The 26,917-nt window shown below is 74.1% G+C and carries 26 protein-coding genes and 1 pseudogene; all 27 read left to right on the top strand.

All coding sequences use genetic code 11. The features are described 5' to 3' along the window. Positions 1-162 precede the first annotated feature (162 nt). The 27 genes and pseudogenes from E7Z53_RS16215 (at position 163) to E7Z53_RS16085 (ending at position 26,916) form a co-directional block, all read left to right on the top strand. The gene (locus tag E7Z53_RS16215; RefSeq protein WP_031282383.1) at positions 163-591 is read left to right on the top strand and encodes a DUF948 domain-containing protein; all 429 of its coding nucleotides are present in this window, start codon (positions 163-165) and stop codon (positions 589-591) included. Beyond that, on the top strand, positions 588-959 hold the full coding sequence (locus E7Z53_RS16210) for a hypothetical protein (protein WP_052133033.1): 372 nt from the start codon (positions 588-590) through the stop codon (positions 957-959). Before E7Z53_RS16215 ends, E7Z53_RS16210 begins: the two co-directional genes overlap by 4 nt. Then, positions 959-3,655 (top strand): alanine--tRNA ligase, encoded by a 2,697-nt coding sequence (alaS, locus tag E7Z53_RS16205; RefSeq protein WP_176338208.1) that lies wholly within the window; start codon positions 959-961, stop codon positions 3,653-3,655. Before E7Z53_RS16210 ends, alaS begins: the two co-directional genes overlap by 1 nt. Next, positions 3,652-4,344, top strand: coding sequence for a Holliday junction resolvase RuvX (gene ruvX, locus E7Z53_RS16200; protein ID WP_369598004.1), 693 nt, complete (start codon positions 3,652-3,654; stop codon positions 4,342-4,344). Before alaS ends, ruvX begins: the two co-directional genes overlap by 4 nt. Further along, positions 4,341-5,564: an endolytic transglycosylase MltG gene (locus E7Z53_RS16195; protein ID WP_052133031.1), complete on the top strand. Its 1,224-nt coding sequence runs from the start codon at positions 4,341-4,343 to the stop codon at positions 5,562-5,564. The genes ruvX and E7Z53_RS16195 overlap by 4 nt, the downstream gene beginning before the upstream one ends. Continuing rightward, entirely contained in the window at positions 5,534-6,448 is a 915-nt protein-coding gene (locus E7Z53_RS16190; RefSeq protein WP_369598003.1) for a shikimate dehydrogenase, read from the top strand. Before E7Z53_RS16195 ends, E7Z53_RS16190 begins: the two co-directional genes overlap by 31 nt. 63 nt (positions 6,449-6,511) lie before the next feature. Then, complete coding sequence (gene aroC, locus E7Z53_RS16185; protein WP_017832292.1) at positions 6,512-7,840, top strand: chorismate synthase; 1,329 nt, start codon at positions 6,512-6,514, stop codon at positions 7,838-7,840. After that, the gene (locus E7Z53_RS16180) at positions 7,837-8,448 is read left to right on the top strand and encodes a shikimate kinase (RefSeq protein ID WP_017832293.1); all 612 of its coding nucleotides are present in this window, start codon (positions 7,837-7,839) and stop codon (positions 8,446-8,448) included. Before aroC ends, E7Z53_RS16180 begins: the two co-directional genes overlap by 4 nt. Beyond that, the gene (gene aroB / locus E7Z53_RS16175; RefSeq protein WP_109222648.1) at positions 8,445-9,560 is read left to right on the top strand and encodes a 3-dehydroquinate synthase; all 1,116 of its coding nucleotides are present in this window, start codon (positions 8,445-8,447) and stop codon (positions 9,558-9,560) included. The genes E7Z53_RS16180 and aroB overlap by 4 nt, the downstream gene beginning before the upstream one ends. 76 nt (positions 9,561-9,636) lie before the next feature. Then, on the top strand, positions 9,637-10,200 hold the full coding sequence (gene efp / locus E7Z53_RS16170; RefSeq protein WP_017832295.1) for an elongation factor P: 564 nt from the start codon (positions 9,637-9,639) through the stop codon (positions 10,198-10,200). After that, positions 10,197-10,607, top strand: a complete 411-nt coding sequence (gene nusB, locus E7Z53_RS16165) for a transcription antitermination factor NusB (protein ID WP_031282389.1) — start codon at positions 10,197-10,199, stop codon at positions 10,605-10,607. The genes efp and nusB overlap by 4 nt, the downstream gene beginning before the upstream one ends. 71 nt (positions 10,608-10,678) lie before the next feature. Then, a pseudogene (locus E7Z53_RS20875) lies at positions 10,679-10,849 on the top strand (ATP-binding cassette domain-containing protein); the annotation flags it as partial. Positions 10,850-10,893: 44 nt separating this feature from the next. Continuing rightward, complete coding sequence (locus tag E7Z53_RS20870) at positions 10,894-11,064, top strand: hypothetical protein (protein ID WP_167590881.1); 171 nt, start codon at positions 10,894-10,896, stop codon at positions 11,062-11,064. Beyond that, complete coding sequence (locus tag E7Z53_RS20865; protein WP_176338189.1) at positions 11,054-11,452, top strand: hypothetical protein; 399 nt, start codon at positions 11,054-11,056, stop codon at positions 11,450-11,452. Before E7Z53_RS20870 ends, E7Z53_RS20865 begins: the two co-directional genes overlap by 11 nt. A 22-nt stretch (positions 11,453-11,474) precedes the next feature. Next, a complete protein-coding gene (gene pyrR / locus E7Z53_RS16145) occupies positions 11,475-12,098 on the top strand; it encodes a bifunctional pyr operon transcriptional regulator/uracil phosphoribosyltransferase PyrR (protein WP_017832300.1) in 624 nt (207 codons plus the stop codon). Then, positions 12,095-13,093, top strand: coding sequence for an aspartate carbamoyltransferase catalytic subunit (locus tag E7Z53_RS16140; protein ID WP_017832301.1), 999 nt, complete (start codon positions 12,095-12,097; stop codon positions 13,091-13,093). Before pyrR ends, E7Z53_RS16140 begins: the two co-directional genes overlap by 4 nt. A gap of 6 nt (positions 13,094-13,099) precedes the next feature. Continuing rightward, positions 13,100-14,416 (top strand): dihydroorotase, encoded by a 1,317-nt coding sequence (locus E7Z53_RS16135; RefSeq protein ID WP_017832302.1) that lies wholly within the window; start codon positions 13,100-13,102, stop codon positions 14,414-14,416. A 40-nt stretch (positions 14,417-14,456) separates the two neighbouring features. Continuing rightward, the gene (locus E7Z53_RS16130; RefSeq protein WP_017832303.1) at positions 14,457-14,960 is read left to right on the top strand and encodes a PH-like domain-containing protein; all 504 of its coding nucleotides are present in this window, start codon (positions 14,457-14,459) and stop codon (positions 14,958-14,960) included. A gap of 61 nt (positions 14,961-15,021) precedes the next feature. Further along, positions 15,022-16,278 carry a glutamine-hydrolyzing carbamoyl-phosphate synthase small subunit gene (carA, locus tag E7Z53_RS16125; protein WP_017832304.1) on the top strand — a complete coding sequence of 419 codons (1,257 nt, stop codon included), beginning with the start codon at positions 15,022-15,024 and terminating at the stop codon, positions 16,276-16,278. Position 16,279: 1 nt separating this feature from the next. Then, positions 16,280-19,600, top strand: coding sequence for a carbamoyl-phosphate synthase large subunit (gene carB / locus E7Z53_RS16120; protein WP_035928498.1), 3,321 nt, complete (start codon positions 16,280-16,282; stop codon positions 19,598-19,600). Further along, positions 19,593-20,510, top strand: coding sequence for an orotidine-5'-phosphate decarboxylase (pyrF, locus tag E7Z53_RS16115; protein ID WP_176338207.1), 918 nt, complete (start codon positions 19,593-19,595; stop codon positions 20,508-20,510). Before carB ends, pyrF begins: the two co-directional genes overlap by 8 nt. A 176-nt stretch (positions 20,511-20,686) precedes the next feature. Continuing rightward, the gene (gene mihF / locus E7Z53_RS16110) at positions 20,687-21,001 is read left to right on the top strand and encodes an integration host factor, actinobacterial type (protein ID WP_017832307.1); all 315 of its coding nucleotides are present in this window, start codon (positions 20,687-20,689) and stop codon (positions 20,999-21,001) included. 68 nt (positions 21,002-21,069) lie between these two features. Next, positions 21,070-21,669: a guanylate kinase gene (gene gmk, locus E7Z53_RS16105; protein WP_031282390.1), complete on the top strand. Its 600-nt coding sequence runs from the start codon at positions 21,070-21,072 to the stop codon at positions 21,667-21,669. Between the two features lie 29 nt (positions 21,670-21,698). After that, a complete protein-coding gene (rpoZ, locus tag E7Z53_RS20440) occupies positions 21,699-22,256 on the top strand; it encodes a DNA-directed RNA polymerase subunit omega (RefSeq protein WP_017832309.1) in 558 nt (185 codons plus the stop codon). Between the two features lie 34 nt (positions 22,257-22,290). Next, positions 22,291-23,523 (top strand): bifunctional phosphopantothenoylcysteine decarboxylase/phosphopantothenate--cysteine ligase CoaBC, encoded by a 1,233-nt coding sequence (gene coaBC / locus E7Z53_RS16095; protein WP_176338206.1) that lies wholly within the window; start codon positions 22,291-22,293, stop codon positions 23,521-23,523. Positions 23,524-23,593: 70 nt separating this feature from the next. Continuing rightward, positions 23,594-24,799 carry a methionine adenosyltransferase gene (metK, locus tag E7Z53_RS16090; RefSeq protein ID WP_035928490.1) on the top strand — a complete coding sequence of 402 codons (1,206 nt, stop codon included), beginning with the start codon at positions 23,594-23,596 and terminating at the stop codon, positions 24,797-24,799. 2 nt (positions 24,800-24,801) lie between these two features. Next, entirely contained in the window at positions 24,802-26,916 is a 2,115-nt protein-coding gene (locus tag E7Z53_RS16085; protein ID WP_176338205.1) for a primosomal protein N', read from the top strand. Position 26,917: the final 1 nt, after the last annotated feature.

The raw sequence follows: 26,917 nt of genomic DNA, 5'->3' as shown, positions 1-26,917 counted from the left end.
GGGGCAGGGCCTTCCCTGCGGAGAGCCCGCGGCGCCTGCGCCGCGGGCTCTTCCGTTCGGTACAGTTGATCCCCGGGCACCGCGCCGGTGCCCGTCCCCGCACGCCCGGGCGGTCCTGCCGCCCCGGCCCCCCGACCCGACCAGCAAGGAGCGCGCCGCGCCATGACCGGTGGAGAAATCGCAGGACTGCTCGCCGCGGGGGTGTTCGCCGTGCTGGTGCTCCTGCTCGCGGTGCCGATCCTCAAGCTCGGCAAGGTCTTCGACGAGCTGCGGCTGACGATCCGCTCGCTCAACAACGAGACTGTCCCCCTCATCGACGAGGTCACCCGCACCGTCTCGACCACCAACTCGCAGCTCGAGAAGGTGGACGGGATCACGACCAACGTCTCCGACGCCTCCGCGAACGTCTCCGCGCTGTCCTCCCTGGTGGCCTCCACCGTGGGCCAGCCGCTGATCAAGGTCGCCGCGTTCTCGCACGGCGTCCGCCGGGCGTTCACGGGCGACACCGCGCCGCACGGCTCCCACCGGGCCGACCGCTTCGGGGCCGCCGACGAGCAGGCCCCCGGCGCCCCGGGGGAGGACCGGCCATGAGCTTCTGGGGCCGGCTCGCCCTCGTGGCCGCCGGCGGCGTGCTCGGCGCCGCCGCCACCCGCCTCGCCCGATCACCCGGCCAGGACCTCTCCGTGCCGGGCGGGGCCGGCGCCGCGCGCACCCCCCGCCCCGGGGACTGGCGCTCCCGGCTCTACCGCTTCGCCGCCACCGTGCGCGCGGGCATGGACGAGCGCGAGGCCGAGCTGCGCGAGTCCTTCGGCGTCGCCGCCCCCCGGCCGCAGACCGGCCGTCTCGACGCCGGTCGCACCGCCCCGCCGGTGCTCGACGGCACCGCCGCCCCCCGCGCGGCCGGGGCCGCGGCGGAGCCCACCGACCCCTCGACCGAACGCGAAGGAAAGCACCGGTAATGCTCTCTCAGGAAATCACCAAGCGCTGGCTGGACTACTTCGAAGGCCAGGGCCACACCGTGGTGCCCTCCGCCTCGCTGATCTCCTCCCAGCCGGGTGCCATGTTCACGATCGCGGGCATGGTCCCGTTCATCCCGTACTTCCTCGGCCAGGAGACCGCCCCCTACCGGCGCGCCACGTCCATCCAGAAGTGCATCCGCACCCTCGACATCGACGAGGTGGGCAAGACCGCCCGGCACGGCACGTTCTTCCAGATGGCCGGCAACTTCTCCTTCGGCGACTACTTCAAGGAGCGCGCCATCCCCATGGCGTGGGAGCTGCTCACCAGCCCGCTCGAGAAGGGCGGCTTCGGCCTGGACCCGGACCGGCTGTGGGTGACCGTCTACGAGGGCGACGAGGAGTCCTACACGCTCTGGAAGGACACCGTGGGGGTGCCTGCCGAGCGGATCCAGCGGCTGGGCCGGGACGAGAACTACTGGGACACCGGCCAGCCCGGTCCCGCGGGCCCCGACTCCGAGATCTTCTACGACCGCGGCCCCCGGTACGGCCGGGAGGGCGGCCCGGCCGTCGACGACGACCGGTACATCGAGATCTGGAACCTCGTCTTCATGCAGTACCAGCGCGGTGAGGGCTCGGGCAAGGACTACGAGATCCTGGGCGACCTCCCCGAGCAGAACATCGACACCGGCCTCGGCGTCGAGCGCCTGGCCATGCTGCTCCAGGGCGTCGAGAACTTCTACGAGACCGACCAGGTCCGCCCCGTCCTGGACCGGGCGTCCGAGCTCTCGGGGAAGCGCTACCACGGCTCCGAGAAGCCAGGGGAGGAGGGCTACGACGACGACGTGCGGATGCGCGTGGTCGCCGACCACGTCCGCTCCTCGCTGATGCTCATCGCGGACGGCGTGAGCCCGTCCAACGAGGGCCGCGGGTACATCCTGCGCCGCCTGCTGCGCCGCGCGATCCGCGCGATGCGCCTGATGGGCGTCACCGAGCCCTGCCTGCCCGTGCTGCTGCCCGCCTCCCGGGACGCCATGCGCGGCGTCTACCCCTACGTGGCCGAGGACTTCGAGCGGATCTCCCGGATCGCCTACGCCGAGGAGCGGGCGTTCCTGAAGACCATCGAGTCCGGCACCACCCGGCTCAACGAGGCCGTGGCCGGCGCCCGGCGCCAGGGCCAGGCCGTCTCCGGCGCGGAGGCCTTCGCCCTGCACGACACCTACGGCTTCCCCATCGACCTGACCCTCGAGATGGCCGCGGAGGCCGGGGTCGCGGTCGACGAGACGGCCTTCCGCGGTCTCATGGAGGAGCAGCGCCACCGCGCGCAGCAGGACGCCCGCGCCAAGAAGGGCGCCCACGCCGACCTCTCGGTGTTCCGCCGGCTCGTCGACGAGGGCGGCTCGGTGTTCACCGGCTACACCCGGCTCGGCCACGAGACCGTGCTGCGCGCCCTGCTGCAGGACGGCGTGACCGTCCCTGCAGCCTCGGCCGGGGAGCACGTCGAGGTCGTCCTCGACGAGACGCCGTTCTACGCCGAGGCCGGCGGCCAGGCCGCCGACCGGGGCACCATCAGCGGCGACGGCTTCGTGCTCGAGGTCACCGACGTCCAGCAGCCCGTGAAGGGGCTGTCCGTGCACCAGGCGGTCGTGCGCGAGGGCGAGGCCCTTTCCGGAGCCACGGTGCTCGCCCAGGTGGACGTCGCCCGCCGGCGCGCCGCCGAGGCCGCCCACACCGGCACCCACATCGTCCACGCGGCCCTGCACGACATCCTCGGCCCCGAGGCCGTCCAGCGCGGTTCCTTCAACAAGGAGGGGTACCTGCGCTTCGACTTCGCGTGGGGCGAGGGGCTCGCCGAGGCCCAGCGCCGGGAGATCGAGGAGGTCTCCAACGCGGCGATCCACGCCAACCACGAGGTCGTCACGCAGGAGATGGCTCTCGACGAGGCCAAGGCCATGGGCGCCATGTCCCTGTTCGGCGAGAAGTACGGGGACCGGGTGCGCGTGGTCGAGCTGAACGGACCCTGGTCCCGGGAGCTGTGCGGCGGCACGCACGTGGGCGGCACCGCCCAGATCGGCTCCCTCACCCTGCTCACCGAGCAGTCCGTGGGCTCGGGCAACCGCCGCGTCGAGGCGCTCGTGGGCCTGGACTCGTTCCGCCACCTCGCGGCCGAGCGGACCCTCGTGCACCAGCTCACCGGCATGCTCAAGGTGCAGTCCTCCGCGGAGCTGCCCGAGCGCCTGGCGGGCACCCTCGAGAAGCTGAAGTCGGCCGAGAAGGAGCTCGCGGTCCTGCGCCGGGAGAAGCTCCAGGCGCAGGCCGGCGCCCTGCTCGACGGCGTGCGGGAGGTCAGCGCCGTGAAGGTCCTGACCCACGACATGGGCGAGGTCTCCGGGGCCGACGACGTCCGCTCGCTCGCCCTCGACCTGCGCGGCCGGATGACGGCGGAGCCGTTCGTCGTCGCCGTCACGGGCACGGCCAAGGGCCGTCCCCTGGTCCTCGTGGCGACCACCGAGGGCGCCCGCGCGGCCGGGGTGCAGGCCGGCCGGCTCGTGCGCACGGCCGCCAAGGTCCTCGGCGGCGGCGGCGGCGGCAAGGACGACATCGCCCAGGGCGGCGGGCAGGACCCGGCCAAAACGGGGGCCGCCCTGGACGCGGTGCTGGCCGACATCGCCCGGGCGACGGGCGGCGCCGCCGCGTGAGCGACGCCTACGCCCGGGGACGGCGGATGGGGGTCGACGTCGGCCTCGTCCGCGTCGGGGTCGCCCTGTGCGACCCCGACGGCATCCTCGCCACGCCGCTCACCACGCTGCGGCGCGACCCCGACCCCCGGAAGGGCTTCGACGTGAAGCTGCTGGCCGGTCTGGTCCAGGAGCACGACGTCGTCGCCGTCTACGTGGGGCTGCCCCGCAGCCTCGACGGCGGGGAGAACGCCTCGACCGCGATGGCACGCGACTACGCGGAGGCCCTCGTGCGGCGGCTGCGCGTGAAGGGCCGCGACGTGCCGGTGCGGCTGGTCGACGAGCGCCTCAGCACCGTGGACGCCCACCGGGCGCTGCTGGAGGCCGGGGTCGCCCGCCGCGACCACATGGACAAGGTCGACCAGGTGGCCGCGGTCACCATCCTGCAGAGCGCCGTGGACCGGGCCAGGGCGACCGGGGCGGAGCCCGGCGCGCCGGTGGAACCGCCGGTCCCCGGCGCCGCGGCACCCGCCGTCCCGCATAATGGGGGTGACCGCGACGGGCAGGGTCCGGCCGCGGCCCGCCGCGGGGAGTCGTCCACCGGAGCCGGGAACACGGCCGAGGACACCGCCGAGGACACCGCCGGAGCGCCCGACCGGGCGCGGACGGCACCGTTGACGACCACCGATCCGGACGGAGAGCATTCGTGAGCGACGATCCGTACGACCAGTCGGCGCCCCGCCGACCCGAGGCGCCCCGGGAGTCGTCCGGCGGCGGTCTGGGCAGCCTCCTGGACGCCCCGTCCTCGAGGGAGCCCTCCACGGGCCTGCGCGGCGTCTTCGAGCACGAGGAGCTCACCCCCGAGCAGGTCAAGCGGCGCCGGCGCCGCGGCCGCGTCTCACTGACCACGGCCATCGCCCTGTTCCTGCTCGCCGCGCTGATCACGGTGTCCGTGCTCGGCTCCACCTTCCGGTGGTTCGAGGTCCGCGACTACCGCGGCGACGGCAAGGACCCCGTGACCTTCTCCGTGGCCGACGGCGCCACCACCGGCCAGATCGCCGTGGCCCTCGAGGCGCAGGGGATCGTGGCGGACGCCGAGACGTTCGTCGAGACCTACCAGGAGGAGCACGCCGAGCAGTTCATCCAGCCGGGCGAGTACGAGCTGCGCACGGAGATGAGCTCGGAGGCCGCCGTGGACGCGCTCATGGAGGAGGACGAGGCCACCCACTACGCGGCGGTCAACCGGACCCTGCGCATGACCGACGTGTTCGGGGTCCTCAGCGAGTCCACCGGCATCCCCGTCTCCGAGTTCGAGGCCTACCGGGAGGACACGGCGACGTTCGGGATCCCGGACCGCTTCCCCACCCTCGAGGGCTGGCTGCACCCGGGCGAGTACCGGTTCCCGCTGGACGCCACGGCGGAGCAGATCCTGCAGACGATGGTGGACCGCACCCGCACGACCCTTGACGACAACGGCATCAGCGACGAGGACCAGATCTTCGAGGTGCTCACCATCGGCTCGATCATCGAGTTCGAGGTCCAGCCCGAGCACTACGACGTGGTGGCCGGCGCGATCGAGAACCGGCTCGAGAACCCCGACGGCGAGACCTCCGGTTTCATCCAGTCCGACGCGTCCGTGACCTACGGCCTCGACCGCCGCAGCTACGACTTCTCGGAGGAGGAGCGCCGCGACGAGTCCAACCGGTACAACACCTTCGCCAACCCCGGCCTGCCGGTGGGCCCCATCGGCTCCCCGGGCGACGCCGCCATCGCGGCGGCCGCCGACCCGCAGGACAACGACTACTACTTCTGGGTGACCGTGGACCTGGACACGGGCGAGACGAAGTTCGCCGAGACCTACGCGGAGCACCTGGGGTACGTGGAGGAGTACAACCAGTGGTGCAGCGAGAACGAGGGCCGGTGCGGGTGAGTCCCGCCCGCGCCGCCGTGGTGGGCCACCCCATCGGCCACTCGAGGTCCCCGGACCTGCACCGCGCCGCGTACGCGGTGCTGGGCGAGGACGTGCACTACGACGCCCACGACCTGGTCGAGGAGCAGCTCCCGCCGTTCGTCGACGCCCGCCGGTCCGATCCCGCCTGGCGCGGGCTGTCGGTGACGATGCCCCTGAAGTCGGTGGCCGCCGCGTGCGCGGACGAGCTCACGGTCCTCGGGGCGGCGGTGGGCGCGGTCAACACCCTGCTCTTCCGCCCGGACGGGACGGTGCTCGGCCACAACACCGACGTCACCGGCATCGTGGGCGCGGTGCTCGCGGCGGGCACCGTGCCGGCCGTCCCCCGGGCCGCCGTCCTCGGCGGGGGCGGCACGGCCACGGCCGCCGTCGCCGCCGCGCAGCGGCTCGGGGCCGCCTCCGTGGACGTCTTCGTGCGCTCCGCCACCCGCGCCGGGCGCGCCGTCGAGGCGGGGCGCCGGCTCGGGATCCCCGTGCACCTGCGGGCGTGGGACGAGGCGCCGGGCCTCCTGGCCGCGTACGACGTGGTCGTCTCCACCCTCCCGCCGCACGGCGCGGACGAGCTGGCGGCGCAGCTGGAGGCCGCCGCCCCGACCACCACGGGCGTCCTCCTGGACGCCGCCTACGACCCGTGGCCGTCGGCGGTGGCCACGGCCTGGTCCCGGGCCGGGGGAGCGGTGGCCCCGGGACTCGATATGCTGATCTTCCAGGCGGTGGACCAGATCCGCCTGTTCACCGGCCGCGATCCGGGCACACCCCTGCCCCGCGAGCAGGACGTGGTCGCCGCGATGTGCGCGGCCGTGGGGCGGCCCATCCTCGCCGCCCCGTCCCTGCCCCGCACCTGAGACCTGTCGGCGGCCGCGCCCCGCGGGGCCCTGTCGCCGAGACCCCGAACGGAAAGAGTTGTTATGTTGCGTTGGCTCACGGCCGGCGAGTCGCACGGCGAGGCGCTCGTCGGGATCATCGAGGGCGTCCCGGCTGGGGTGAGCCTGACCAGCCAGGACGTCCGCGACGCCCTGGCCCGCCGCCGGCTCGGCTACGGGCGCGGCGCGCGGATGAAGTTCGAGCAGGATCAGGTGCGCCTGCTCGGCGGCGTGCGCCACGGCGTGACCCAGGGCGGGCCGGTGGCGATCGAGATCGCCAACACCGAGTGGCCCAAGTGGCGCGAGGTGATGTCCGCGGACCCCGTGGACCCGGAGGTGCTCGCGGGCCGCGCCCGCAACGCCCCCCTCACCCGCCCCCGCCCCGGCCACGCGGACCTCACCGGCATGCAGAAGTACGGCTTCGACGAGGCGCGGCCCGTGCTCGAGCGCGCCAGCGCCCGGGAGACGGCCACGCGCGTGGCCCTCGGCGCCGTCGCCGCGAAGATCCTCGAGGCCGTGGGCGTGCAGCTCGTCTCCCACACCACGGCCGTGGGCGCCGTCAGCGCCCCGGTGGACGCCGCGCGCCCGCTGCCCTCCGACGTCCCCGGCCTCGACGCCGACCCCCTGCGCTGCTTCGACCCCGCCACGGCGGAGGCCATGGTGACGGCGGTGGACGCCGCCCACAAGGACGGGGAGACCCTCGGCGGCGTCGTCGAGGTCCTCGCCTACGGGCTGCCCCCGGGGCTCGGCTCGTACGTGCACTGGGACCGGCGGCTCGACTCGCGCCTGGCCGGGGCCCTGATGGGCATCCAGGCCATCAAGGGCGTCGAGGTCGGGGACGGCTTCCTGACCGCCGCCCGGCCCGGCTCCGAGGCCCACGACGAGATCTCCCGCGGCGCCGACGGCGCGGTGCGCCGCGTGAGCAACCGCGCCGGCGGGATCGAGGGCGGCATGTCCATCGGTGACGTCCTGCGCGTGCGCGCGGCCATGAAGCCCATCGCCACCGTGCCGAAGGCGCTGCGCACCGTCGACGTCGCCACCGGCGAGGCCGCCCGCGCCCACCACCAGCGCTCGGACGTCTGCGCCGTGCCCGCCGCCGGGGTGGTCGCCGAGGCGATGGTCGCCCTCGTGCTCGCCGACGCCGTGACGGAGAAGTTCGGCGGGGACTCGATCACCGAGACCGCCCGCAACAAGGACGCCTACCTCGCCGCGATCCCGGAGTCCCTGCACTCCGCCGGCGAGCTCGGGGCCTTCGGGGACGACGCCGCCGCGGCGCGCGACGACCACATGGGCGACCCCCTCGTGGCCCCCGCCGAGACCGGGGCCCCCGCAGATGCGGCCGCGCCCGCCGAGCCCGGGGAGGCCCAGGCGTGAACGCGCAGTTCCCCGCCCCGGCCGACGCCGCCGAGACCCCGCAGCGGCCCGTGGTGCTCATCGGGCCCATGGCCGCCGGGAAGTCCTTCCTGGCCCTGCACATGTCCAAGTTCTACGGCTACGACTTCGTGGACGCCGACCAGGTCATCGTCTCCCGGTACGGGGTGATCTCGAAGATCTTCGCGGAGCACGGCGAGAAGTACTTCCGCGACCTCGAGGCGGACACCGTGGCCGAGATCCTGCGGGACCCGGACCACGCCAACGCGATCTTCTCCGTGGGCGGCGGCGCCCCCATGACACCGTCCACCCGCGAGCTGCTGCGCCACGAGCTCGTCGCCTACCTCGAGGTGGACACCGAGACCGTGCTGCCCCGGATCAGCGGCAACCGGACCCGCCCCATGCTCCAGCCGGACCCGGAGCGGCGCTGGCAGGAGCTCTACGAGTCCCGGCGCGCCTGCTACGAGGAGCTCGCCGACATCACCCTCGACGGCCGCGGCAACCGGCCCGTCGCCGAGATCGGCGCCGACCTCGAGGCGGAGCTCACCCGCCTGCGCTCCGCACGGAGCGCCGGCGGCACCACCGACAGCACCCAGGAGGCCCAGGCATGAGCGAGTCCGCTCCCCGCACCGTCACGACCATCCCCGTCACCGGGGAGCGCCCGGCCGAGAACTACGACGTCCTCGTCGGCCACGGGCTGCTCGGCGAGGTCCCCCGCGTGCTCGGCGACCGGGTCCAGCGCGTGCTCGTCATCCACCCGCGGGCGCTGCGCAGCACCGGCGACGTGGTCATGGAGGAGCTGCGCGGACAGGGCTACCAGGCGTTCACCGCCGAGATCCCCGACGCCGAGGAGGGCAAGCACGTCCAGGTGGCGTCCTTCTGCTGGCAGGTCCTCGGGCAGAACGACTTCACCCGCTCGGACGCGATCGTGTCCGTGGGCGGGGGAGCGGTCTCCGACCTCGCGGGGTTCGTGGCCGCCACGTGGCTGCGCGGCGTGCGCGTGGTGCACGTGCCCACCACCCTGCTCGGCATGGTCGACGCCGCCGTGGGCGGCAAGACCGGGATCAACACGGCCGAGGGCAAGAACCTCGTGGGCGCCTTCCACCCGCCCGCGGCCGTGCTGTGCGACCTCGACACGCTGCGGACGCTGCCCGAGAACGAGCTGCTCACCGGCATGGCGGAGGTCGTCAAGTGCGGCTTCATCGCCGACGAGCGGATCCTCGAGCTGATTGAGGACCACCCGGAGGCGGTGCGCGACTCGCAGTCCGAGGTGGTCCGGGAGCTCGTGGAGCGCAGCATCCGGGTCAAGGCCGAGATCGTCTCCGGCGACCTGCGCGAGGCCGGCCGCCGGGAGATGCTCAACTACGGGCACACCCTCGGCCACGCGATCGAGCACAACGAGCGCTACCAGTGGCGCCACGGCGCCGCGGTCTCGGTGGGGCTGGTCTTCGCCGCCGAGCTCGCCCGCACCGCCGGGAACCTGGCCGACGACGTCGTCGAGCGCCACCGCAGCATCCTCGCCTCCCTCGGCCTGCCGACCGCGTACCGGTGGGACCAGTGGCCGCGGCTGCTCGAGGTCATGAAGCGGGACAAGAAGACGCGCGGGAACCTGCTGCGCTTCGTCGTCCTCGACGCCGTCGGCCGGCCCCGCGTGCTCGAGGTCCCCGACCCCGCGATCCTCTTCGCGAGCTACCAGGAGATCGCCGAGGGCGCGCCCAGCTAGACTGGTCCGCGGTCCGGGACGACACCCCCTGTCCGCGCCGACCTGCCGACTTCGCAGACAACCAGAGAGAGAACCTGTGGCTACGACCAACGACATCAAGAACGGCACCGTCCTGAAGCTGGAGGGCAACCTCTGGAACGTGATCGAGTTCCAGCACGTGAAGCCGGGCAAGGGCGGGGCGTTCGTGCGCACCAAGATGCGCAACATCACCTCCGGGAAGGTCGTCGACAAGACCTTCAACGCCGGTGCGAAGATCGAGACCGCCACGGTGGACCGCAGCGAGTACCAGTACCTGTACCAGGACGGCGCCGACTACGTCTTCATGGACAACAAGACCTACGACCAGATCACCGTCCCCGGTGAGGTGGTGGGCGACGCCGCCAACTTCATGCTCGAGAACCTCAACGTGACCATCGCGCTGCACGAGGGGGCCCCGCTCTACATCGAGCTGCCCGCGTCCGTGGTCCTCGAGATCACCTACACCGAGCCGGGCCTGCAGGGCGACCGCTCCACCGGCGGCACCAAGCCCGCCACCGTGGAGACCGGCTACCAGATCCAGGTGCCGCTGTTCCTCGAGCAGGGCACCAAGGTCAAGGTCGACACCCGCACGGGTGACTACCTGGGCCGCGTCAACGAGTGAGCGCCCGGGGCAAGGCGCGCCGGCGCGCCGTGGAGATCCTCTTCGAGGCCGAGCAGCGTTCCGAGGACGCCCGCGAGGTCATGGAGCGGCGCCGGATGCACAGCGACTCGCAGGTCTCCCCGTACGCCGAGGAGCTCGTCCTCGGCGTCACGATGCGCCGCGGTGAGCTCGACGAGTACCTCGAGACGTACTCCCAGGGCTGGACCCTCGAGCGGATGCCCGCGGTGGACCGCAACGTGCTGCGCGTGGGGGCCTGGGAGCTGCTGTTCAACGACGACGTCCCGGACGGGGTCGCCGTGGCCGAGGCCGTGAGCCTCGCCAAGGAGCTCGCGGGCGACGACTCCCCGCGCTTCGTCAACGGTCTGCTGGGCCGGCTGCAGCAGATGAAGCCGACCCTGCTCGGCTGACGGGGCCGGCGGACCCCGCCCGGGGCGCTACCATTTCCGGGACCACGACCGTGCGTCCCGGGGAGGTCCGCATGACAGCTCCCGCGCTGCGCCTGCAGGGCGTCTCGAAGCACTACGGGACCGTGCGCGCGGTCGACCGCGTCACCCTCGAGGTCAGCCCGGGGGAGGTCTACGCGCTGCTGGGCCTCAACGGCGCCGGCAAGACCACCGTCATGCGGACGGTCCTCGGCATGGTCCGGCCCTCGGCCGCGGGTGCGGCGACGCGCACCGCGAGGGGCCCGCAGTCGTGCTCGGCGACGCCGGCGCCGCGGACCGCCCGGACGCCGTGGCCGCCGCCCTCGTCCACGGCGGCGTGCCCCCCCCCACCGGCCTCGCGGTGGTCCGCGAGGACCTCGAGGCCTACTTCCTGCGCCTGGTGGGCGCGCAGCACCGGCAGGAGCGCCCCGGTGACCGGTGAGCCGGCGGCCGCCCTCGGGGCGGAGGGGCTGAAGCTGCGCCGCTCCAGCGTGCCCTGGGCCACCGCCGGGGCCGTGGCCCTCACCGTCCTCGTGGCTCAGGTGCTCCCCGCGGTCGGCCACGGCGCGTGGTACCCCTGGGCCGTGCCCGCCCTCCTCGCCGGGACGGCCGGCCCGGACGCCGCCGGCGCCGGTCCGGGCGGCGTCCTGGGCGTCGCGCTCGTCGCCCTCGGCTCCGCCGCGGCCACCGCCGCCCGGTGGGAGCGGGCCGACCACAGCGCCCAGCCCGGGCGGGGTCGCCGGGGGAGGCGGGCGTCACACCGGGCCCGGGGCGTCAGGGCCGCTGTGCTAGTTTGGGGCGAGCAAGCAACCTTTAAGTCCGTCCTGTGAGGCGGGGAAGGAGGCGGCACCCATGAACGACGACACCTCCGCGGCCGGTCCCTCGACGGGACCCGCCGCCGCGCGCGTCATCCTCTCGGCAGCCGACATCGACCGCGCCCTGACGCGCATCGCCCACGAGATCCTCGAGGCCAACAGGGGCAGCTCGGACCTCGTCCTGCTCGGCATCCCGCGCCGCGGCTACCCGCTGGCCCAGCGGATCGCCGCCAAGATCGCAGCCTCCGACACCGGCTTCGACGCCGCCGCGAGCCTCGGCCAGCTCGACGTCACGATGTTCCGCGACGACCTGCGCAAGAATCCCGCCCGCGCCCCCCAGCCGACCCGCATCCCCGTGCAGGGCATCGACGGGCGCACCGTGGTCCTCGTCGACGACGTCCTGTACTCCGGGCGCACCGTGCGCGCCGCCCTCGACGCCCTCGTGGACGTCGGCCGGCCCCGCGTGGTCCGCCTCGCCGTGCTCGTCGACCGCGGCCACCGGGAGCTGCCCATCCGCGCCGACCACGTGGGCAAGAACCTGCCGACCTCCTCCCAGGAGAAGGTCCGGGTCCGGCTGGCCGAGACCGACCCCGAGCCCCGCGCGGCGGAGAACGCCGACTGCGTGGTCATCGAGACCACCGTGCCGGGAACCGGCGCATGAGGCACCTGCTGTCCACGAAGGACCTCTCCTACGACGCCGCCCTGACGTTCCTGGACACCGCGGACCAGATGGCCGCCGTGGGCCAGCGCTCCGTCAAGAAGCTCCCCGCGCTGCGGGGCCGCACCGTGGTCAACCTCTTCTTCGAGGACTCGACCCGCACCCGCATCTCCTTCGAGACGGCCGCCAAGCGCCTGTCCGCGGACGTCCTCAACTTCTCCGCGAAAGGCTCCTCGGTCTCGAAGGGGGAGTCCCTCAAGGACACCGCCCAGACCCTCGCGGCGATGAGCGCCGACGCCGTGGTGATCCGGCACTCGGCCTCCGGCTCCCCGCAGCAGCTCGCGGAGTCCGACTGGATCGACGCCGCGGTGGTCAACGCCGGCGACGGCACCCACGAGCACCCCACGCAGGCCCTGCTCGACGCCATGACCCTGCGCCAGCACCGTGCCCGCACCGAGGGCCGCGAGAGCACCCGCGGGCTCGACCTCGAGGGCATGCACGTGGTGATCGTCGGCGACGTCCTGCACTCCCGGGTGGCCCGCTCCGACCTGTGGCTGTTCACCACCCTGGGCGCCCGGGTCACGTTCGTGGCCCCGCCCACCCTGCTGCCCGTCGGCATCGCGGACTGGCCGTGCCGGGTGGTCTTCTCCCTCGACGAGGCCCTGGACCCCGCCCCGGACGCGGTGATGATGCTGCGCGTGCAGCGGGAGCGGATGCACGCCGCGTTCTTCCCGACCGCCCAGGAGTACGCCCGGGAGTGGGGGCTCACCCCCGAGCGGGTCGCCGCCCTCGACGCCGCCGGGGCCGCCACGGCGATCATGCACCCGGGACCCATGAACCGCGGGCTGGAGATCTCCTCCGCCGCGGCGGACTCCCCGCGCTCCACGGTCCTGGACCAGGTGCGCAACGGCGTCTCCGTGCGGATGTCGGTGCTCTACCTGCTGCTCTCCGGCGACGACCTCGACCCCACCTCCACCCCGCACCCCCAGGAGCGCTGACCTCTCGTGACCTCGTACCTCATCCAGGGCGCCCAGCTGCTCGGCGAGCAGACCGCCGACATCCTCGTCGAGGACGGCGTGATCCGGCGCATCGGCCCCGACCTCGCCGCGGACGCGGGCGACGCCCGGATCCTCGACGCCGCCGGGCTCGTGGCCCTGCCCGGGCTCGTGGACATCCACACGCACCTGCGCGAGCCCGGCCGGGAGGACGCCGAGACCGTCGAGACCGGCACCCGGGCGGCCGCGCTCGGCGGCTACACCGCGGTCTTCGCGATGGCCAACTCCGATCCCGTGGCGGACACCGCCGGTGTGGTGGAGCAGGTGCACGAGCTGGGCCGCTCCGCGGGCTGGGTCGAGGTCCGTCCCGTGGGCGCCGTGACCGTGGGTCTGAAGGGCGAGCGGCTGTCCGAGATCATGGCGATGGCCGAGTCCCGCGCGGGCGTGCGGATGTTCTCCGACGACGGCATGTGCGTGCACGACCCGGTGCTCATGCGCCGGGCCCTGGAGTACGTCAAGGGCTTCGACGGCGTCGTGGCCCAGCACGCCCAGGAGCCGCGGCTGACGGAGGGCGCCCAGATGAACGAGGGCGCCGTGTCCGCCGAGCTCGGGCTGACGGGCTGGCCCGCCGTCGCGGAGGAGGCCATCATCGCCCGCGACGTGCTGCTCGCCGAGCACGTCGGCTCCCGCGTGCACATCTGCCACCTCTCGACCAGGGGCTCCGTGGACATCGTCCGCTGGGCCAAGCAGCGCGGCATCGACGTCACCGCCGAGGCCACCCCGCACCACCTGCTGCTCACCGACGAGCGGGTCCGCAGCTTCGACCCGGTGTTCAAGGTCAACCCGCCGCTGCGCACGGACGAGGACGTGCACGCCCTGCGCGCGGCCGTGGCCGACGGCACCATCGACGTGATCGGCACCGACCACGCCCCGCACCCCGCCGAGGACAAGGAGTGCGAGTGGTCCTGCGCGGCCAACGGGATGACCGGGCTCGAGACCGCGCTGTCCGTGGTCCAGCTCAGCCTCGTCGACACCGGCCTGCTGACCTGGCGCGACGTCGCCCGGATCACCTCGGCGACCCCCGCCCGGATCGGGCGCCTCGCCGGCCAGGGCCGGCCGCTCGAGGAGGGCGAGCCCGCTCACCTCACCCTGTGGGACCCGGCCGCGACCACCGTGGTGGACCCCGCCCGGCACGCGTCCAAGGGCCGCAACAGCCCCTACCGCGGCATGGAGCTGCCCGGCGCGGTCCGCGCCACCTTCTTCCGCGGCCACCCCACCGTCCTCGACGGGGCCCTCAACACCCCCGCCCCGACCCCCGCCGCCTGACCGCGCCGACCCCCTTCCACCGCCCGGAGGCCCCCGTCCCATGGACCAGCTCAGCACCGTGCTCGTCACGGTCATCGTCCTCGCCGTGCTCTTCGCCCTGCTCCGCCGGGGCTGGCGCACGCGCGTGCGACGCCAGTCGGGGATCGCGGCGCCGGCCGCGCCGCCCGAGGGGATCGAGGAGCGCGAGCCCCGGCTCGTGGTCCCGGGCATGTACGTGAGCACCACGGAGACCGGCGCCCCGCTCGAGCGGATCGCGGCCCACGGACTGGGCGTGCGCGCCCGGGCGACGGCCCTGGTCCACGACGACGGCGTGCTCCTGGACCGGCAGGGCGCCCCGGGCCTGTTCGTCCCCGCCGCCGACCTCGTGGCCGTGGGCACCAGCTCCGGCATGGTCGGCAAGTTCGTGGAGCGGGACGGGCTCGCCGTGCTGACCTGGCGGCTGGGCTCCACCGTGGTGGACACCGGCTTCCGCACCCAGCGGGCCGAGGACAAGCAGCGCCTCCTCGACGCCGTGGAGGCGATCGTCCCGGCACCGCACTCCTGACCCGCCGGCGGCACCCGCCGCCCCGCCTTCCCGACCCACAGACCCGAACGTGAGGACGACCTTGAGCTCGATCACCACTGACCCCGCCGTGCTCGTGCTGGAGGACGGCCGCGTCTTCCGCGGCCGCGCCTACGGCGCCCTCGGCACCGCCCTCGGCGAGGCCGTGTTCTCCACCGGCATGACCGGCTACCAGGAGACCATCACCGACCCGTCCTACGCCGGCCAGCTCGTCGTGCAGACCGCCCCGCACATCGGCAACACCGGCGTCAACGCCGCCGACGCCGAGTCCCGGCGGATCTGGGTGTCCGGCTACGTCGTGCGCGACGCCGCCCGCCGCCCGTCCAACTGGCGCTCCGAGGGGTCCCTCGACGAGCAGCTGGTGGCCCAGGGCGTCGTCGGCATCCAGGACGTCGACACCCGGGCCATCACCCGCCACCTGCGGGACCGCGGCGCGATGCGCGGCGGGATCTTCTCCGGGGACGCCGCGCTGCGCCCCGACGCCGAGCTCGTCGCCGAGGTCGGCGCCGCCGAGCGGATGGAGGGCCGCCGGCTCGCCGAGACCGTCTCCGCCCCCGAGGCCTACGTCGTGGAGCCCGCCGAGCACGGCTGGACCGGCGAGGTCCTGCACGAGCTGGTGGCGGTGGACCTCGGCATCAAGTCGATGACCCCGCACCGCTTCGCCGAGCGCGGGGTGCGGGTGCACGTGGTGCCCGCCGACACCGGCTTCGAGCAGATCCGGGCCCTGGCCCCGCGCGGGGTGTTCTTCTCCAACGGCCCCGGCGACCCCGCCACCGCCGAGCGGCAGATCGAGACGCTGCGGGAGGTGCTGCGCGCCGGGATCCCGTTCTTCGGCATCTGCTTCGGCAACCAGCTGCTCGGCCGGGCCCTGGGCTTCGGCACCTACAAGCTGGTCTTCGGCCACCGCGGGATCAACCAGCCGGTCCTGGACCGGCGGACCGGGCGCGTGGAGATCACCGCCCACAACCACGGCTTCGCCGTGGACGCGCCCCTCGACGGCCCGGTCGAGGCGCCCCTGGGCGAGTTCGGCCGCGTCGAGGTCAGCCACGTGTGCCTCAACGACGACGTGGTGGAGGGCCTCAACTGCCTCGACCTGCCCGCGTTCTCGGTGCAGTACCACCCGGAGGCCGCCGCCGGCCCGCACGACGCCTCCTACCTCTTCGGCCGGTTCATCGAGCTGATGGACAGCCACCGGGACGGCCGCGCCGACCCGACCGTCGACAACGCCGTCCCCGGCGGCGCCCAGGGCGCCCAGAGCCCCGAGGACACCCCGAACGCACAGGAAGAAGGGCAGAACTGACATGCCGCGCAGGACAGATCTCACCAGCGTTCTGGTCATCGGCTCCGGGCCGATCGTCATCGGACAGGCCGCCGAGTTCGACTACTCGGGCACGCAGGCCCTCCGGGTGCTCAAGGAGGAGGGCCTGCGGGTCATCCTCGTGAACTCCAACCCGGCGACCATCATGACCGACCCCGAGTTCGCCGACGCGACCTACGTGGAGCCCATCACCCCCGAGGTGGTGGAGAAGATCATCGCCAAGGAGCGGCCCGACGCCCTGCTGCCCACCCTGGGCGGGCAGACGGCGCTCAACACGGCGATCGCCCTCGACGCCAACGGCGTGCTCGACAAGTACGGGGTGGAGCTGATCGGCGCCAACGTCGAGGCCATCAACCTGGGCGAGGACCGCGAGAAGTTCAAGGGCGTGGTGGAGCGCTGCGGCGCCGAGTCCGCCCGCTCCGTCATCGTGCACTCCATGCCCGAGGCCCTGGCCGCCGCCCAGGAGCTGGGCTACCCCATGGTGGTCCGCCCGTCCTTCACGATGGGCGGCCTCGGCTCGGGCCTGGCCTACGACGAGGAGGACCTGCACCGCATCGCCGGCGCCGGCATCCAGTACAGCCCCACCTCCGAGGTGCTCCTCGAGGAGTCCATCCTCGGCTGGAAGGAGTACGAGCTGGAGATGATGCGCGACAAGAACGACAACGTCGTGGTCGTGTGCTCCATCGAGAACTTCGACCCCGTGGGCGTGCACACCGGGGACTCGATCACCGTGGCCCCGGCCATGACGCTGACCGACCGCGAGTACCAGAACCTGCGGGACATCGCGATCGCCGTGATCCGCGAGGTCGGCGTGGACACCGGTGGGTGCAACATCCAGTTCGCGATCGAGCCGGACACCGGCCGCGTCGTCGTCATCGAGATGAACCCGCGCGTCTCCCGCTCCTCGGCCCTCGCCTCCAAGGCCACGGGCTTCCCGATCGCCAAGATCGCCACGAAGCTGTCGCTGGGCTACACCCTCGACGAGATCCCCAACGACATCACCCGCAAGACCCCCGCGTCCTTCGAGCCGACGCTGGACTACGTCGTCGTGAAGATCCCGCGCTTCGCGTTCGAGAAGTTCCCCGCCGCGGACCCCACGCTGACCACCACCATGAAGTCGGTCGGCGAGGCCATGGCGATCGGGCGCAACTTCACCGAGGCGCTGCAGAAGGCCATGCGCTCCCTCGAGCAGAAGGGCTCCAGCTTCTCGTTCGTGCGCCCCGAGCTCGACGACGACGCCCTGGCGCGGCTCGTCGACGCCACCCGCACGCCCACCACCGAGCGGATCCAGCAGGTCCAGCAGGCCCTGCTGGCCGGCGCGTCCGTGGAGCGGCTCTACGAGGCCACGGGCATCGACCCCTGGTTCCTCGACCAGCTGGTGCTGCTCAACGAGGTCGCGGACGTGGTGCGCCAGGACGCCGACCTCACGGTGCGCACCCTGCGCCTGGCCAAGCGGCACGGCTTCTCCGACGCCCAGATCGGCGAGCTCGCCCACCTGGCCGAGGACGTGGTCCGCGGCGTGCGCCACGCGCTGGGCATCCGTCCCGTGTTCAAGACCGTCGACACGTGCGCGGCGGAGTTCGAGGCGTTCACCCCGTACCACTACTCCTCCTACGACGAGGAGAGCGAGGTCGGCCGGCACGAGCGCCCCTCCATCATGATCCTCGGCTCCGGGCCGAACCGGATCGGGCAGGGCATCGAGTTCGACTACTCGTGCGTGCACGCCTCCATGGTGCTGCGCGAGGCCGGGCACGAGACCGTGATGGTCAACTGCAACCCGGAGACCGTCTCCACCGACTACGACGTCTCCACGCGGCTGTACTTCGAACCGCTGACCTTCGAGGACGTCATGGAGGTCGTCGAGACGGAGCGGCGCACCGGCGGGCTGCTCGGGGTGTTCGTGCAGCTGGGCGGGCAGACCCCGCTCAAGCTCGCCGCCCAGCTCAAGGCCGCGGGCGTGCCGATCCTCGGCACCACCCCGGAGGCCATCGACCTCGCCGAGGACCGCGGGGAGTTCGCCCGGGTGCTCGCCGAGGCCGGGCTGCGCCAGCCGAAGAACGGCACGGCGTCCACCTTCGAGGCCGCCAAGCGGATCGCGGACGACATCGGCTACCCGGTGCTCGTGCGCCCCTCGTACGTGCTCGGCGGCCGCGGCATGGAGATCGTCTACGACGAGCCGGCCCTGGCCCGCTACCTGCAGAACGCCACCGAGGTCTCCGCCTCGCGGCCCGCGCTGATCGACAAGTTCCTCGAGGACGCCATCGAGATCGACGTGGACGCCCTCTACGACGGGACGGACCTCTACGTGGGCGGCGTGATGGAGCACCTCGAGGAGGCCGGCATCCACTCCGGGGACTCCGCGTGCACCCTGCCGTCCATCACCCTCGGCCCGGACGTGGTCGAGCGCGTGCGCGAGGCCACCCTGGCCATCGCCCGCGGCGTGGGCGTGTGCGGGCTCATCAACATCCAGTTCGCCGTGGCCTCCGACATCCTCTACGTCATCGAGGCCAACCCGCGGGCCTCCCGCACCGTGCCGTTCGTCTCCAAGGCCACGGGCGTGCAGCTGGCCAAGGCCGCCGCCCTCATCGGCACCGGCACCACCATCGCCCAGCTGCGGGCCCAGGGCCACCTGCCGCAGCGGATCGACGGGTCCACGCTGCCCGCCTCGGCCCCCGTGGCCGTGAAGGAGGCCGTCCTGCCCTTCGCGCGCTTCCGCACCGCCGAGGGGGCGGTGGTCGACTCCCTGCTCGGCCCGGAGATGCGCTCCACCGGCGAGGTCATGGGCCTGGACAAGTACTTCGACACCGCCTTCGCCAAGGCGCAGGCGGCGGCGAACGTGTCCCTGCCCACGTCCGGGCGGATGTTCGTGTCCGTGGCCAACAAGGACAAGCGCTCCTCGATCGCCTACGTGCGGATGTTCCGCGACCTCGGCTTCGAGATCCTCGCCACCGGCGGCACCGCGGACGTGCTGCGCCGCAACGGCATCGAGTCCACCGTGGTCCGCAAGATCCGCGAGACGGCCCCCGGGGAGCGGACCATCGTGGACCTCATCGCCGACGGGGAGATCGACCTGATCTTCAACACCCCGGCCGGCGGTGCCGCCCGCGGCGACGGCTACGAGATCCGCGCCGCGGCCACCAGCGTGGGCGTGCCCCTGATGACCACGGTCTCCGTGCTGGGCGCCGCCCTGCAGGCCGTCACCGCGCTGCGCTCCTACTCGTGGGACGTGACGAGCCTGCAGGAGCACGAGCAGCGCCTGGAGGTCCTCCTGCGCGCTGGCGAGCCCGAGGCCGTGCGTGCCTGAGGACACCGCCCCGGCGCCCGGCCCCGTGACCCCGGCGCCCGGCCGGGCGCCCTTCGGCGCGCGGCTGGGCGCCGCGATGGACGAGCACGGGCCCCTGTGCGTGGGCATCGACCCGCACCCCGGCCTGCTGGACGCGTGGGGCCTGCCCCGCTCCGCCGAGGGCCTGCGCCGGTTCGCGCTCACGGTCCTGGAGGCCGCCGCCGGGCACGCCGCGGCGATCAAGCCCCAGGTGGCGCTGTTCGAGCCCTACGGCGCCGCCGGCTTCGCCGTGCTCGAGGAGGTGCTCGCGCAGGCGCGCTCGGCGGAGCTGCTGACGGTCGCCGACGCCAAGCGCGGGGACATCGGCTCCACGATGGAGGCCTACGCGGCCGCGTGGCTGGGGGAGGGGTCCCCGCTCGCGGCGGACGCCGTGACCCTGAGCCCCTACCTCGGCTTCGAGTCGCTGCGCCCGGCCCTCGACCTGGCGGCCCGCACCGGCCGCGGCACGTTCGTGCTGGCGCTGACCTCCAACCCCGAGGGTCGCTCCGTCCAGCACGTCGGGGGCCGGGAGTCCGTCGCCGGCTCCGTGTGCGCCGCGGCGGCCGCCGAGAACGACCGGCTCCGCGGTTCCGGGGGAGAGCCGGCCGCCCGGGCCGGTCTCGGCTCCTGCGGGCTCGTGGTGGGCGCCACGGTCGGCAGCGCGCTGACCGAGCTCGGCATCGACCTGACGGCGGTGCGCGGGCCGCTGCTCGCCCCCGGCTACGGCGCGCAGGGCGCCCGCGCCGAGGAGCTCCCGGCCGTGTTCGGCGCCGCGGCCGGGCAGGTGCTCGCGGCCTCGAGCCGGGCGATCCTGCGCCGGGGACCGGAGGTGCCGGCGCTGCGGGAGGCGGTCCTGCGCTCGGCAGGGGAGCTGGCGGCAGCCCTGGACTGAGCCCCCGCGGTGGTCCCGCGCCTCCTCCCGCCGGCTCCCCGGCGACGACACCCCTGGTCACACCACGGTCGTGTCGCCTTGCGAAGCATCGTTCTTCATGTAGTTTCTTTAGCAAACGGGCTGTCCGTCCTCTCGTGGGACGGGGGCTGCAGTCCGTGGCGACGAGGAGGAACCACATGGCACTGCGTCCGTTGACCGACGAGGAGCGAGCCGCCGCGAGGGAGAAGGCGACCCGGGCACGGACGGCGCGCGCCGACGTGAAGAAGGGGCTGCGCGAGCGCCGCATGACGGTCGCCGAGATCCTCGACCGCGCGGACCGGGACGAGGCCGTGAGCCGGCTGAAGGTCTCGGACCTGCTCGAGGCCACCCCCGGCATCGGCAAGGTCCGCTCCGCGGCCATCATGGACGAGATCGGCATCGCCCGCACCCGGCGGCTGCGCGGGCTCGGCGTGCACCAGCGCAGGGCGCTCATCGAGCACCTGGACCGCTGAGCCGGGCGGGGCGCGGAGGCCCCGGGCGCGATCCGCTAGATTGGGGGAAACACCCCAGTCCCAGGAGGATGCCCGTGAGCCTCGACGCGCCCCGCGCCGCGCGCCCGTCCCTGACCGTGCTCGCCGGACCCACGGCCGTGGGCAAGGGCACGGTCTCGACCTACGTCCGGGACCACTACCCGCAGGTGTGGCTGTCCGTGTCCGCGACCACCCGGGACCCCCGCCCCGGGGAGGTCGACGGCACCCACTACTTCTTCGTCTCCGACGAGGAGTTCGACGCCATGGCCCGCGACGGGCAGCTGCTGGAGTGGGCCGTGGTGCACAACTCGCACCGCTACGGCACGCTGCGCTCCACCGTGGAGCGGGCCCTCGAGCGCGGGCTCAGCGTCCTGCTCGAGATCGACCTGCAGGGCGCCCGCCAAATCCGCAACACCATGCCGGAGGCCAACTTCGTGTTCCTCGCCCCGCCCAGCTGGGACGAGATGGTCGCCCGGCTCGTCGGCCGGGGCACCGAGACGGCGGCCGAACAGCGGGTCCGGCTGGAAACCGCTAAACTGGAGCTCGCGGCAGAGCCGGAGTTCGACCACACCGTGATCAACGACCGGGTCGAGCGCGCCGCCGCCGAACTCGTGCAGCTCATGGGGGTCGACCCCGAGCCGGCATCCTGAGACCCGTCCACCCCGTCTGGAGCAATCGCTTGTCTACCCACACCGAAGGCATCATCAACCCGCCGATCGACGCCCTGCTGAAGAAGTCCGACTCCAAGTACGGACTCGTGATCTTCGGCGCCCGGCGGGCCCGGCAGATCAATGCCTACTACTCGCAGCTGCACGAGGGCCTCTTCGAGTACGTCGGTCCCCTCGTGGACACCCAGCTCAACGAGAAGCCGCTGTCGATCGCCTTCCGCGAGATCGACGAGGGCCTCATCGAGGGTCGCCCGGTCGAGCACGCCGGGTTCGCCGAGAACGGCCAGCTCACCACGGAGGCCGACCTCGCCGCCGACGTCTTCGGCGCCGACTTCTTCGCCCAGGGCACCGAGGAGAGCGCCGTGGACTTCTCCGCGGACGCCGCCTTCTCCGGCGGCACCTCGGTGGACTTCTCCTCGGGCGACGACAGCCCCGCCGAGCCGCTGGGCGACCTGCCCGGCAGCGGCGCGGCCATCGCCGCCGACAACGCCTCCGACGGCGCCGGCGACGCGGCGGACGCCGCTCCGGAGGAGCCGGGGCGCGAGCCCGGGGACCTCCAGGACCTGTGAGCCGGCCGGCACCCCGACGACGGGGCGCGGCGGCGTGAGGATCGTCCTCGGCATCGGCGGGGGCATCGCCGCGTACAAGGCGGCGCTGCTCCTGCGCCTGTTCACCGAGAGCGGCCACACGGTGGTGCCCGTCCCCACCGAGGCCGCGCTGCGCTTCGTCGGCGCCCCCACCTGGGAGGCGCTCTCGGGCCAGCGGGTCAGCACGGACGTCTTCGACCGCGTGGACGAGGTCAACCACGTCCACCAGGGCCAGGCCGCCGACCTCGTCGTCGTCGCCCCGGCGACCGCCGACCTGCTGGCGCGCGCCGCCCACGGGCACGCCGACGACCTGCTGACCACCACGCTGCTCGCCACGCGCGCCCCGGTGCTGTTCGCCCCGGCGATGCACACCGAGATGTGGCTCAACCCGGCCGTGCAGGCCAACGTCGCGCAGCTGCGCGCCCACGGGCACACCGTCCTGGAGCCCGCCGACGGCCGGCTCACCGGCCCCGACTCGGGCCCCGGCCGGCTGCCCGAGCCCGAGGTCGTCCGCGACGCCGCGCTTCGCCTGGCCGGGGACGGCGGCGCCCCCGACGGCCCGCTGGCCGGCACGCGGGTGCTCGTGAGCGCGGGCGGCACCCGCGAGCCGCTGGACCCCGTTCGTTTCCTGGGCAACCGCTCCTCCGGCAAGCAGGGCGTGGCGCTCGCCGCCGCCGCCCGGGACGCCGGTGCCGCGGTCACCCTCGTGGCCGCCCACCTCGAGACGCCGGTGCCCGCCGGCGTCGAGGTCGTGCACGCCGGCACCGCCGAGCAGCTGCGCCGCGCCTGCGTGCGCGCCGCGGCGCGGGCCGACGTCGTGGTGATGGCCGCCGCGGTGGCCGACTACCGCCCGGCCCGGATCGCCGACGCCAAGCTGAAGAAGGCCGAGGACGGGTCCAACCCCGTGCTCGAGCTGGTGCGCAACCCCGACATCCTCAAGGAGCTCGTGGACCTGCGCAACACCGCCCGGCGCCGCCAGCTCCTCGTCGGCTTCGCCGCCGAGACCGGGGACGCCGAGACCGACCCCCTGACGTTCGGGCGCCGGAAGCTCGTGCGCAAGGGCTGCAACCTGCTGGCCGTCAACCACGTGGGCGAGAACCTCGTCTTCGGCCAGGACACCACCACCCTGACCGTGCTCAGCGCGGCCGGGGCCCCCGAGCAGGTGCTCGAGGGCTCCAAGACGGACGTGGCCCGCGGGCTCGTGGCGCGGATCGCCCAGGAACTGGCCGGCGTCCGCGCCGGAGCCTGACCCGCCCGGGCCGGCGGCGCCGACCGGTGCGGCGCTGCGCCGTCCGGGGCGCCCGGTAGTGTGGTCTCCCGTGAGCGAGACGACCCAGCACCTGAGACTGTTCACCTCCGAGTCCGTCACGGAGGGACACCCCGACAAGATCTGCGACCAGATCAGCGACTCCATCCTGGACGACCTCCTGCGCCAGGACCCCGAGTCCTCCGTGGCGGTCGAGACCATGGTGACCACCGGGCTGGTGCACGTCGCCGGCGAGGTGAAGACCCGCGGCTACGTGGAGATCCCCAACGTGGTGCGCAAGACGCTGCTCGACATCGGCTACAACTCCTCGGTGCACGGCTTCGACGGCGAGTTCTGCGGGGTGTCCATCAGCGTCGGGGAGCAGTCCCCGGAGATCTACGAGGGCGTGTTCCAGTCCCTCGAGGTCCGCGAGGGCACCGCCCGCGACGCCCGCGACGCCCAGGGCGCCGGGGACCAGGGCATCATGTTCGGCTACGCCTCCAACGAGACCGAGGTGCTGATGCCGGCGCCGATCCACATCGCCCACCGCCTCTCCGAGCAGCTCACCCGCGTGCGCAAGACCGCCGTGCTGCCGGGTCTGCGCCCCGACGGCAAGACCCAGGTCACCCTCGGCTACGACGGCGACCGCCCCGTGGCCGTGGACACCGTGGTGGTCTCCGCCCAGCACGTCGAGGGCTACGACCTCGACCAGCTCGCCTCCGACCTGCGCCGCAGCGTGATCAGCCCCGTGCTCGAGGAGTCCGGGCTGGACCTCTCCGGCACCCAGGTGATCATCAACCCGGCCGGCAACTTCGTGCGCGGCGGGCCCGTGGGGGACGCCGGTCTGACCGGCCGCAAGATCATCGTGGACACCTACGGCGGCATGGCCCGCCACGGCGGGGGCGCCTTCTCCGGCAAGGACCCCTCGAAGGTGGACCGCTCCGCCGCCTACGCGATGCGCTGGGTGGCCAAGAACGTGGTGGCGGCCGGCCTCGCCGACCGCGTGGAGGTCCAGGTCGCGTACGCGATCGGGCGCGCCGCCCCCGTCGGGCTCTACGTCGAGACCTTCGGCACCGAGAAGGTCGCCCCCACCCGGATCGAGCACGCCATCCGTGAGGTCTTCGACCTGCGGCCGCTGGCCATCATCGAGGACCTGGACCTCAAGCGCCCCATCTACGCGCGCACCGCCGCGCACGGGCACTTCGGCCGCTCCGAGCCCGAGTTCACCTGGGAGCGCACCGACCGCGTCGCGGACCTGCGGTCGGCCGCCGGGGTCTGACCGTGGACCCGGAGGGCGCCGGGGACGCCGCGGAGGGCCCGCGGCAGCTGTCGCTCCTCTCGGGCTTCCCGCCCCGGCCCCCGCGCGAGGACGCGAAGGGCGTGGGCGCGGTGCTGCCGGCCGAGCACGACCCCGTGGCCCGGGTGCTGCTGGACACCCACGTCCCGCACCTGGACCGCCCGTTCGACTACCTCGTGCCGGCCGAGCTGGCCGGGGCGGCGGTGCCGGGCGCCCGCGTCAAGGTCGGCTTCGGCGGGCAGGAGCTGACGGGCTTCGTGCTCGAGCGCACGGGCGAGTCCGAGGTCATGCACCGGATCCAGCCCCTGCGCCGGGTGCTGTCCCCGCTGCCCGTGCTCGTCCCGGAGATCGCGCGGCTGGCCGAGGACGTCGCCGCCCGCTCGGCCGGCACGGCCGCGGACGTCGTCCGGGTGGCCGTCCCGCCCCGCGTCGCCCGCGTGGAGAAGGAGGTCGAGCAGCGGCTGGCCGAGGTGCCCGGCCACTCGACCGGGCTGTCCCCGCACGCCCCGGGTCCCTCCCACGACGCCGCGCTGGCGGACTACGCCGGCGGTGCGCAGTTCCTGGCGGAGCTGGCGGCGGGGGCCTCCCCGCGGGCCGTCGTCGAGGTGCTCCCCGCCCATCCCGCCCACGACTGGACGGACGTCCTGGCCGCCGCGATCGGCGCGGCGTGGCGGGCCGGGCGCGGGGCGGTCGCCGTCGTCGCGGACCAGAAGGCGCTGGCGCGGCTCGAGCGCTCGGTCGCGGACGAGATCGGCGGGGAGCACCTGGTGCGCCTGCACGCCGAGGACGGGCCCACGCCCCGCTACCGGGCGTTCCTGGCCGCGGCCACCGGGCAGGTGCGGGTGGTCCTCGGCACCCGCTCCGCCGCGTACGCCCCCGTGGACGACCTCGGCCTCGTGGCGTGCTTCGACGACGGCGACGAGAACCTCGTGGAGCAGCGCGCCCCCTACCAGCACGTCCGGGACGTGCTGCTGCTGCGCGCCGGGCGCAGCGGGTGCGCGGCGCTGTTCGCCGGTCACGCGGTCAGCCCCGAGGCCCAGCGCCTCGTCGTCTCCGGGTGGGCCCGCCGGATCGCTCCCGCGCGGGACGTGCTGCGCGTCCACGCCCCGCGGATCGTCTCCACCGCCGACTCCTTCCACGCCGCCCGGGACCCGCTGGCCTCCCGGGCCCGGCTGCCCGAGACGGCCTACCGGGCGGCCCGCGAGGCCCTCGAGCGGGGCCCCGTCCTGGTCCAGGTCGCCCGCGCCGGCTACGCCCCGCACCTGGCGTGCGAGCGCTGCCGGGAGCCCGCCCGCTGCACCGCCTGCGACGGGCCTCTCGGGGTCGTGTCCCGGCGCGGGGTGCCCCGGTGCGGCTGGTGCGGCCGCTCGGCGCACGCCTGGTCCTGCGCCGCCTGCGGGTCCCCCCGGATGCGCCTGGTCACCGTCGGGGCGCTGCGCACCGCCGAGGAGCTGGGGCGGGCGTTCCCGAAGGTGCCCGTCGTGGCGTCCTCGGGCGACGCGGTGCGCGCGGACGTCCCCGGCACGCCCGCTCTCGTCGTGGCCACCCCGGGCGCCGAGCCGGTCGCGGAGGGCGGCTACGCGGCCGCCCTGCTGCTGGACGGCAACCGGATGCTGATGCGCCCCGCCCTGCGCGCCGCGGAGCAGACGCTGCGCCGGTGGTTCAACGCCGCCGCGCTGGTGCGCCGCGCCCGGGACGGCGGGATCGTGGTGGTCACCGCGGAGCACGAGGCCGCCGTGGGCGCGCTCGTGCGGTGGGACCCGGCCGGGTACGCCGAGCGCGAGCTGGTGGAGCGCCAGTCCCTGGGCCTGCCCCCGGCCGTGCGCTCGGCGGCCGTGACGGGCCCGGCCGCGGCGGTCGCGGCGTTCCTGGCCGACCTCGAGCTGCCGCCCGCCGTGCGGGTCATCGGGCCCGCCCCCCTGGAGGACCACGAGCCCGGGCCTGAGGGGGAGCCGGCCCCGCACCGGGCGCTGCTGTTCTTCGGCTACGGCGTGGCCGGGGAGGTCACCCGCCGGCTGCGGGCCGCCCGGTCGAAGGCCTCCGCGCTGCGCAAGCACGCCCCGGTGCACGTGCGCTGCGACGTCACCGACCTGCTCTGAG

The sequence above is a fragment of the Kocuria salina genome, assembly GCF_013368965.1.
Classification (GTDB): domain Bacteria; phylum Actinomycetota; class Actinomycetes; order Actinomycetales; family Micrococcaceae; genus Kocuria; species Kocuria rosea.
This window is presented reverse-complemented; position numbering and strand designations above follow the sequence as displayed.

Excerpts from the sequence above, each read along its gene's own strand:
- E7Z53_RS16215 (WP_031282383.1), top strand. The coding sequence starts at position 163 with ATGACCGGTGGAGAAATCGCAGGACTGCTCGCCGCGGGGGTGTTCGCC.
- E7Z53_RS16210 (WP_052133033.1), top strand. The coding sequence starts at position 588 with ATGAGCTTCTGGGGCCGGCTCGCCCTCGTGGCCGCCGGCGGCGTGCTC.
- alaS (WP_176338208.1), top strand. The coding sequence starts at position 959 with ATGCTCTCTCAGGAAATCACCAAGCGCTGGCTGGACTACTTCGAAGGC.
- aroC (WP_017832292.1), top strand. The coding sequence starts at position 6,512 with ATGTTGCGTTGGCTCACGGCCGGCGAGTCGCACGGCGAGGCGCTCGTC.
- aroB (WP_109222648.1), top strand. The coding sequence starts at position 8,445 with ATGAGCGAGTCCGCTCCCCGCACCGTCACGACCATCCCCGTCACCGGG.
- pyrR (WP_017832300.1), top strand. The coding sequence starts at position 11,475 with ATGAACGACGACACCTCCGCGGCCGGTCCCTCGACGGGACCCGCCGCC.
- E7Z53_RS16140 (WP_017832301.1), top strand. The coding sequence starts at position 12,095 with ATGAGGCACCTGCTGTCCACGAAGGACCTCTCCTACGACGCCGCCCTG.
- E7Z53_RS16130 (WP_017832303.1), top strand. The coding sequence starts at position 14,457 with ATGGACCAGCTCAGCACCGTGCTCGTCACGGTCATCGTCCTCGCCGTG.
- carB (WP_035928498.1), top strand. The coding sequence starts at position 16,280 with ATGCCGCGCAGGACAGATCTCACCAGCGTTCTGGTCATCGGCTCCGGG.
- mihF (WP_017832307.1), top strand. The coding sequence starts at position 20,687 with ATGGCACTGCGTCCGTTGACCGACGAGGAGCGAGCCGCCGCGAGGGAG.
- gmk (WP_031282390.1), top strand. The coding sequence starts at position 21,070 with ATGCCCGTGAGCCTCGACGCGCCCCGCGCCGCGCGCCCGTCCCTGACC.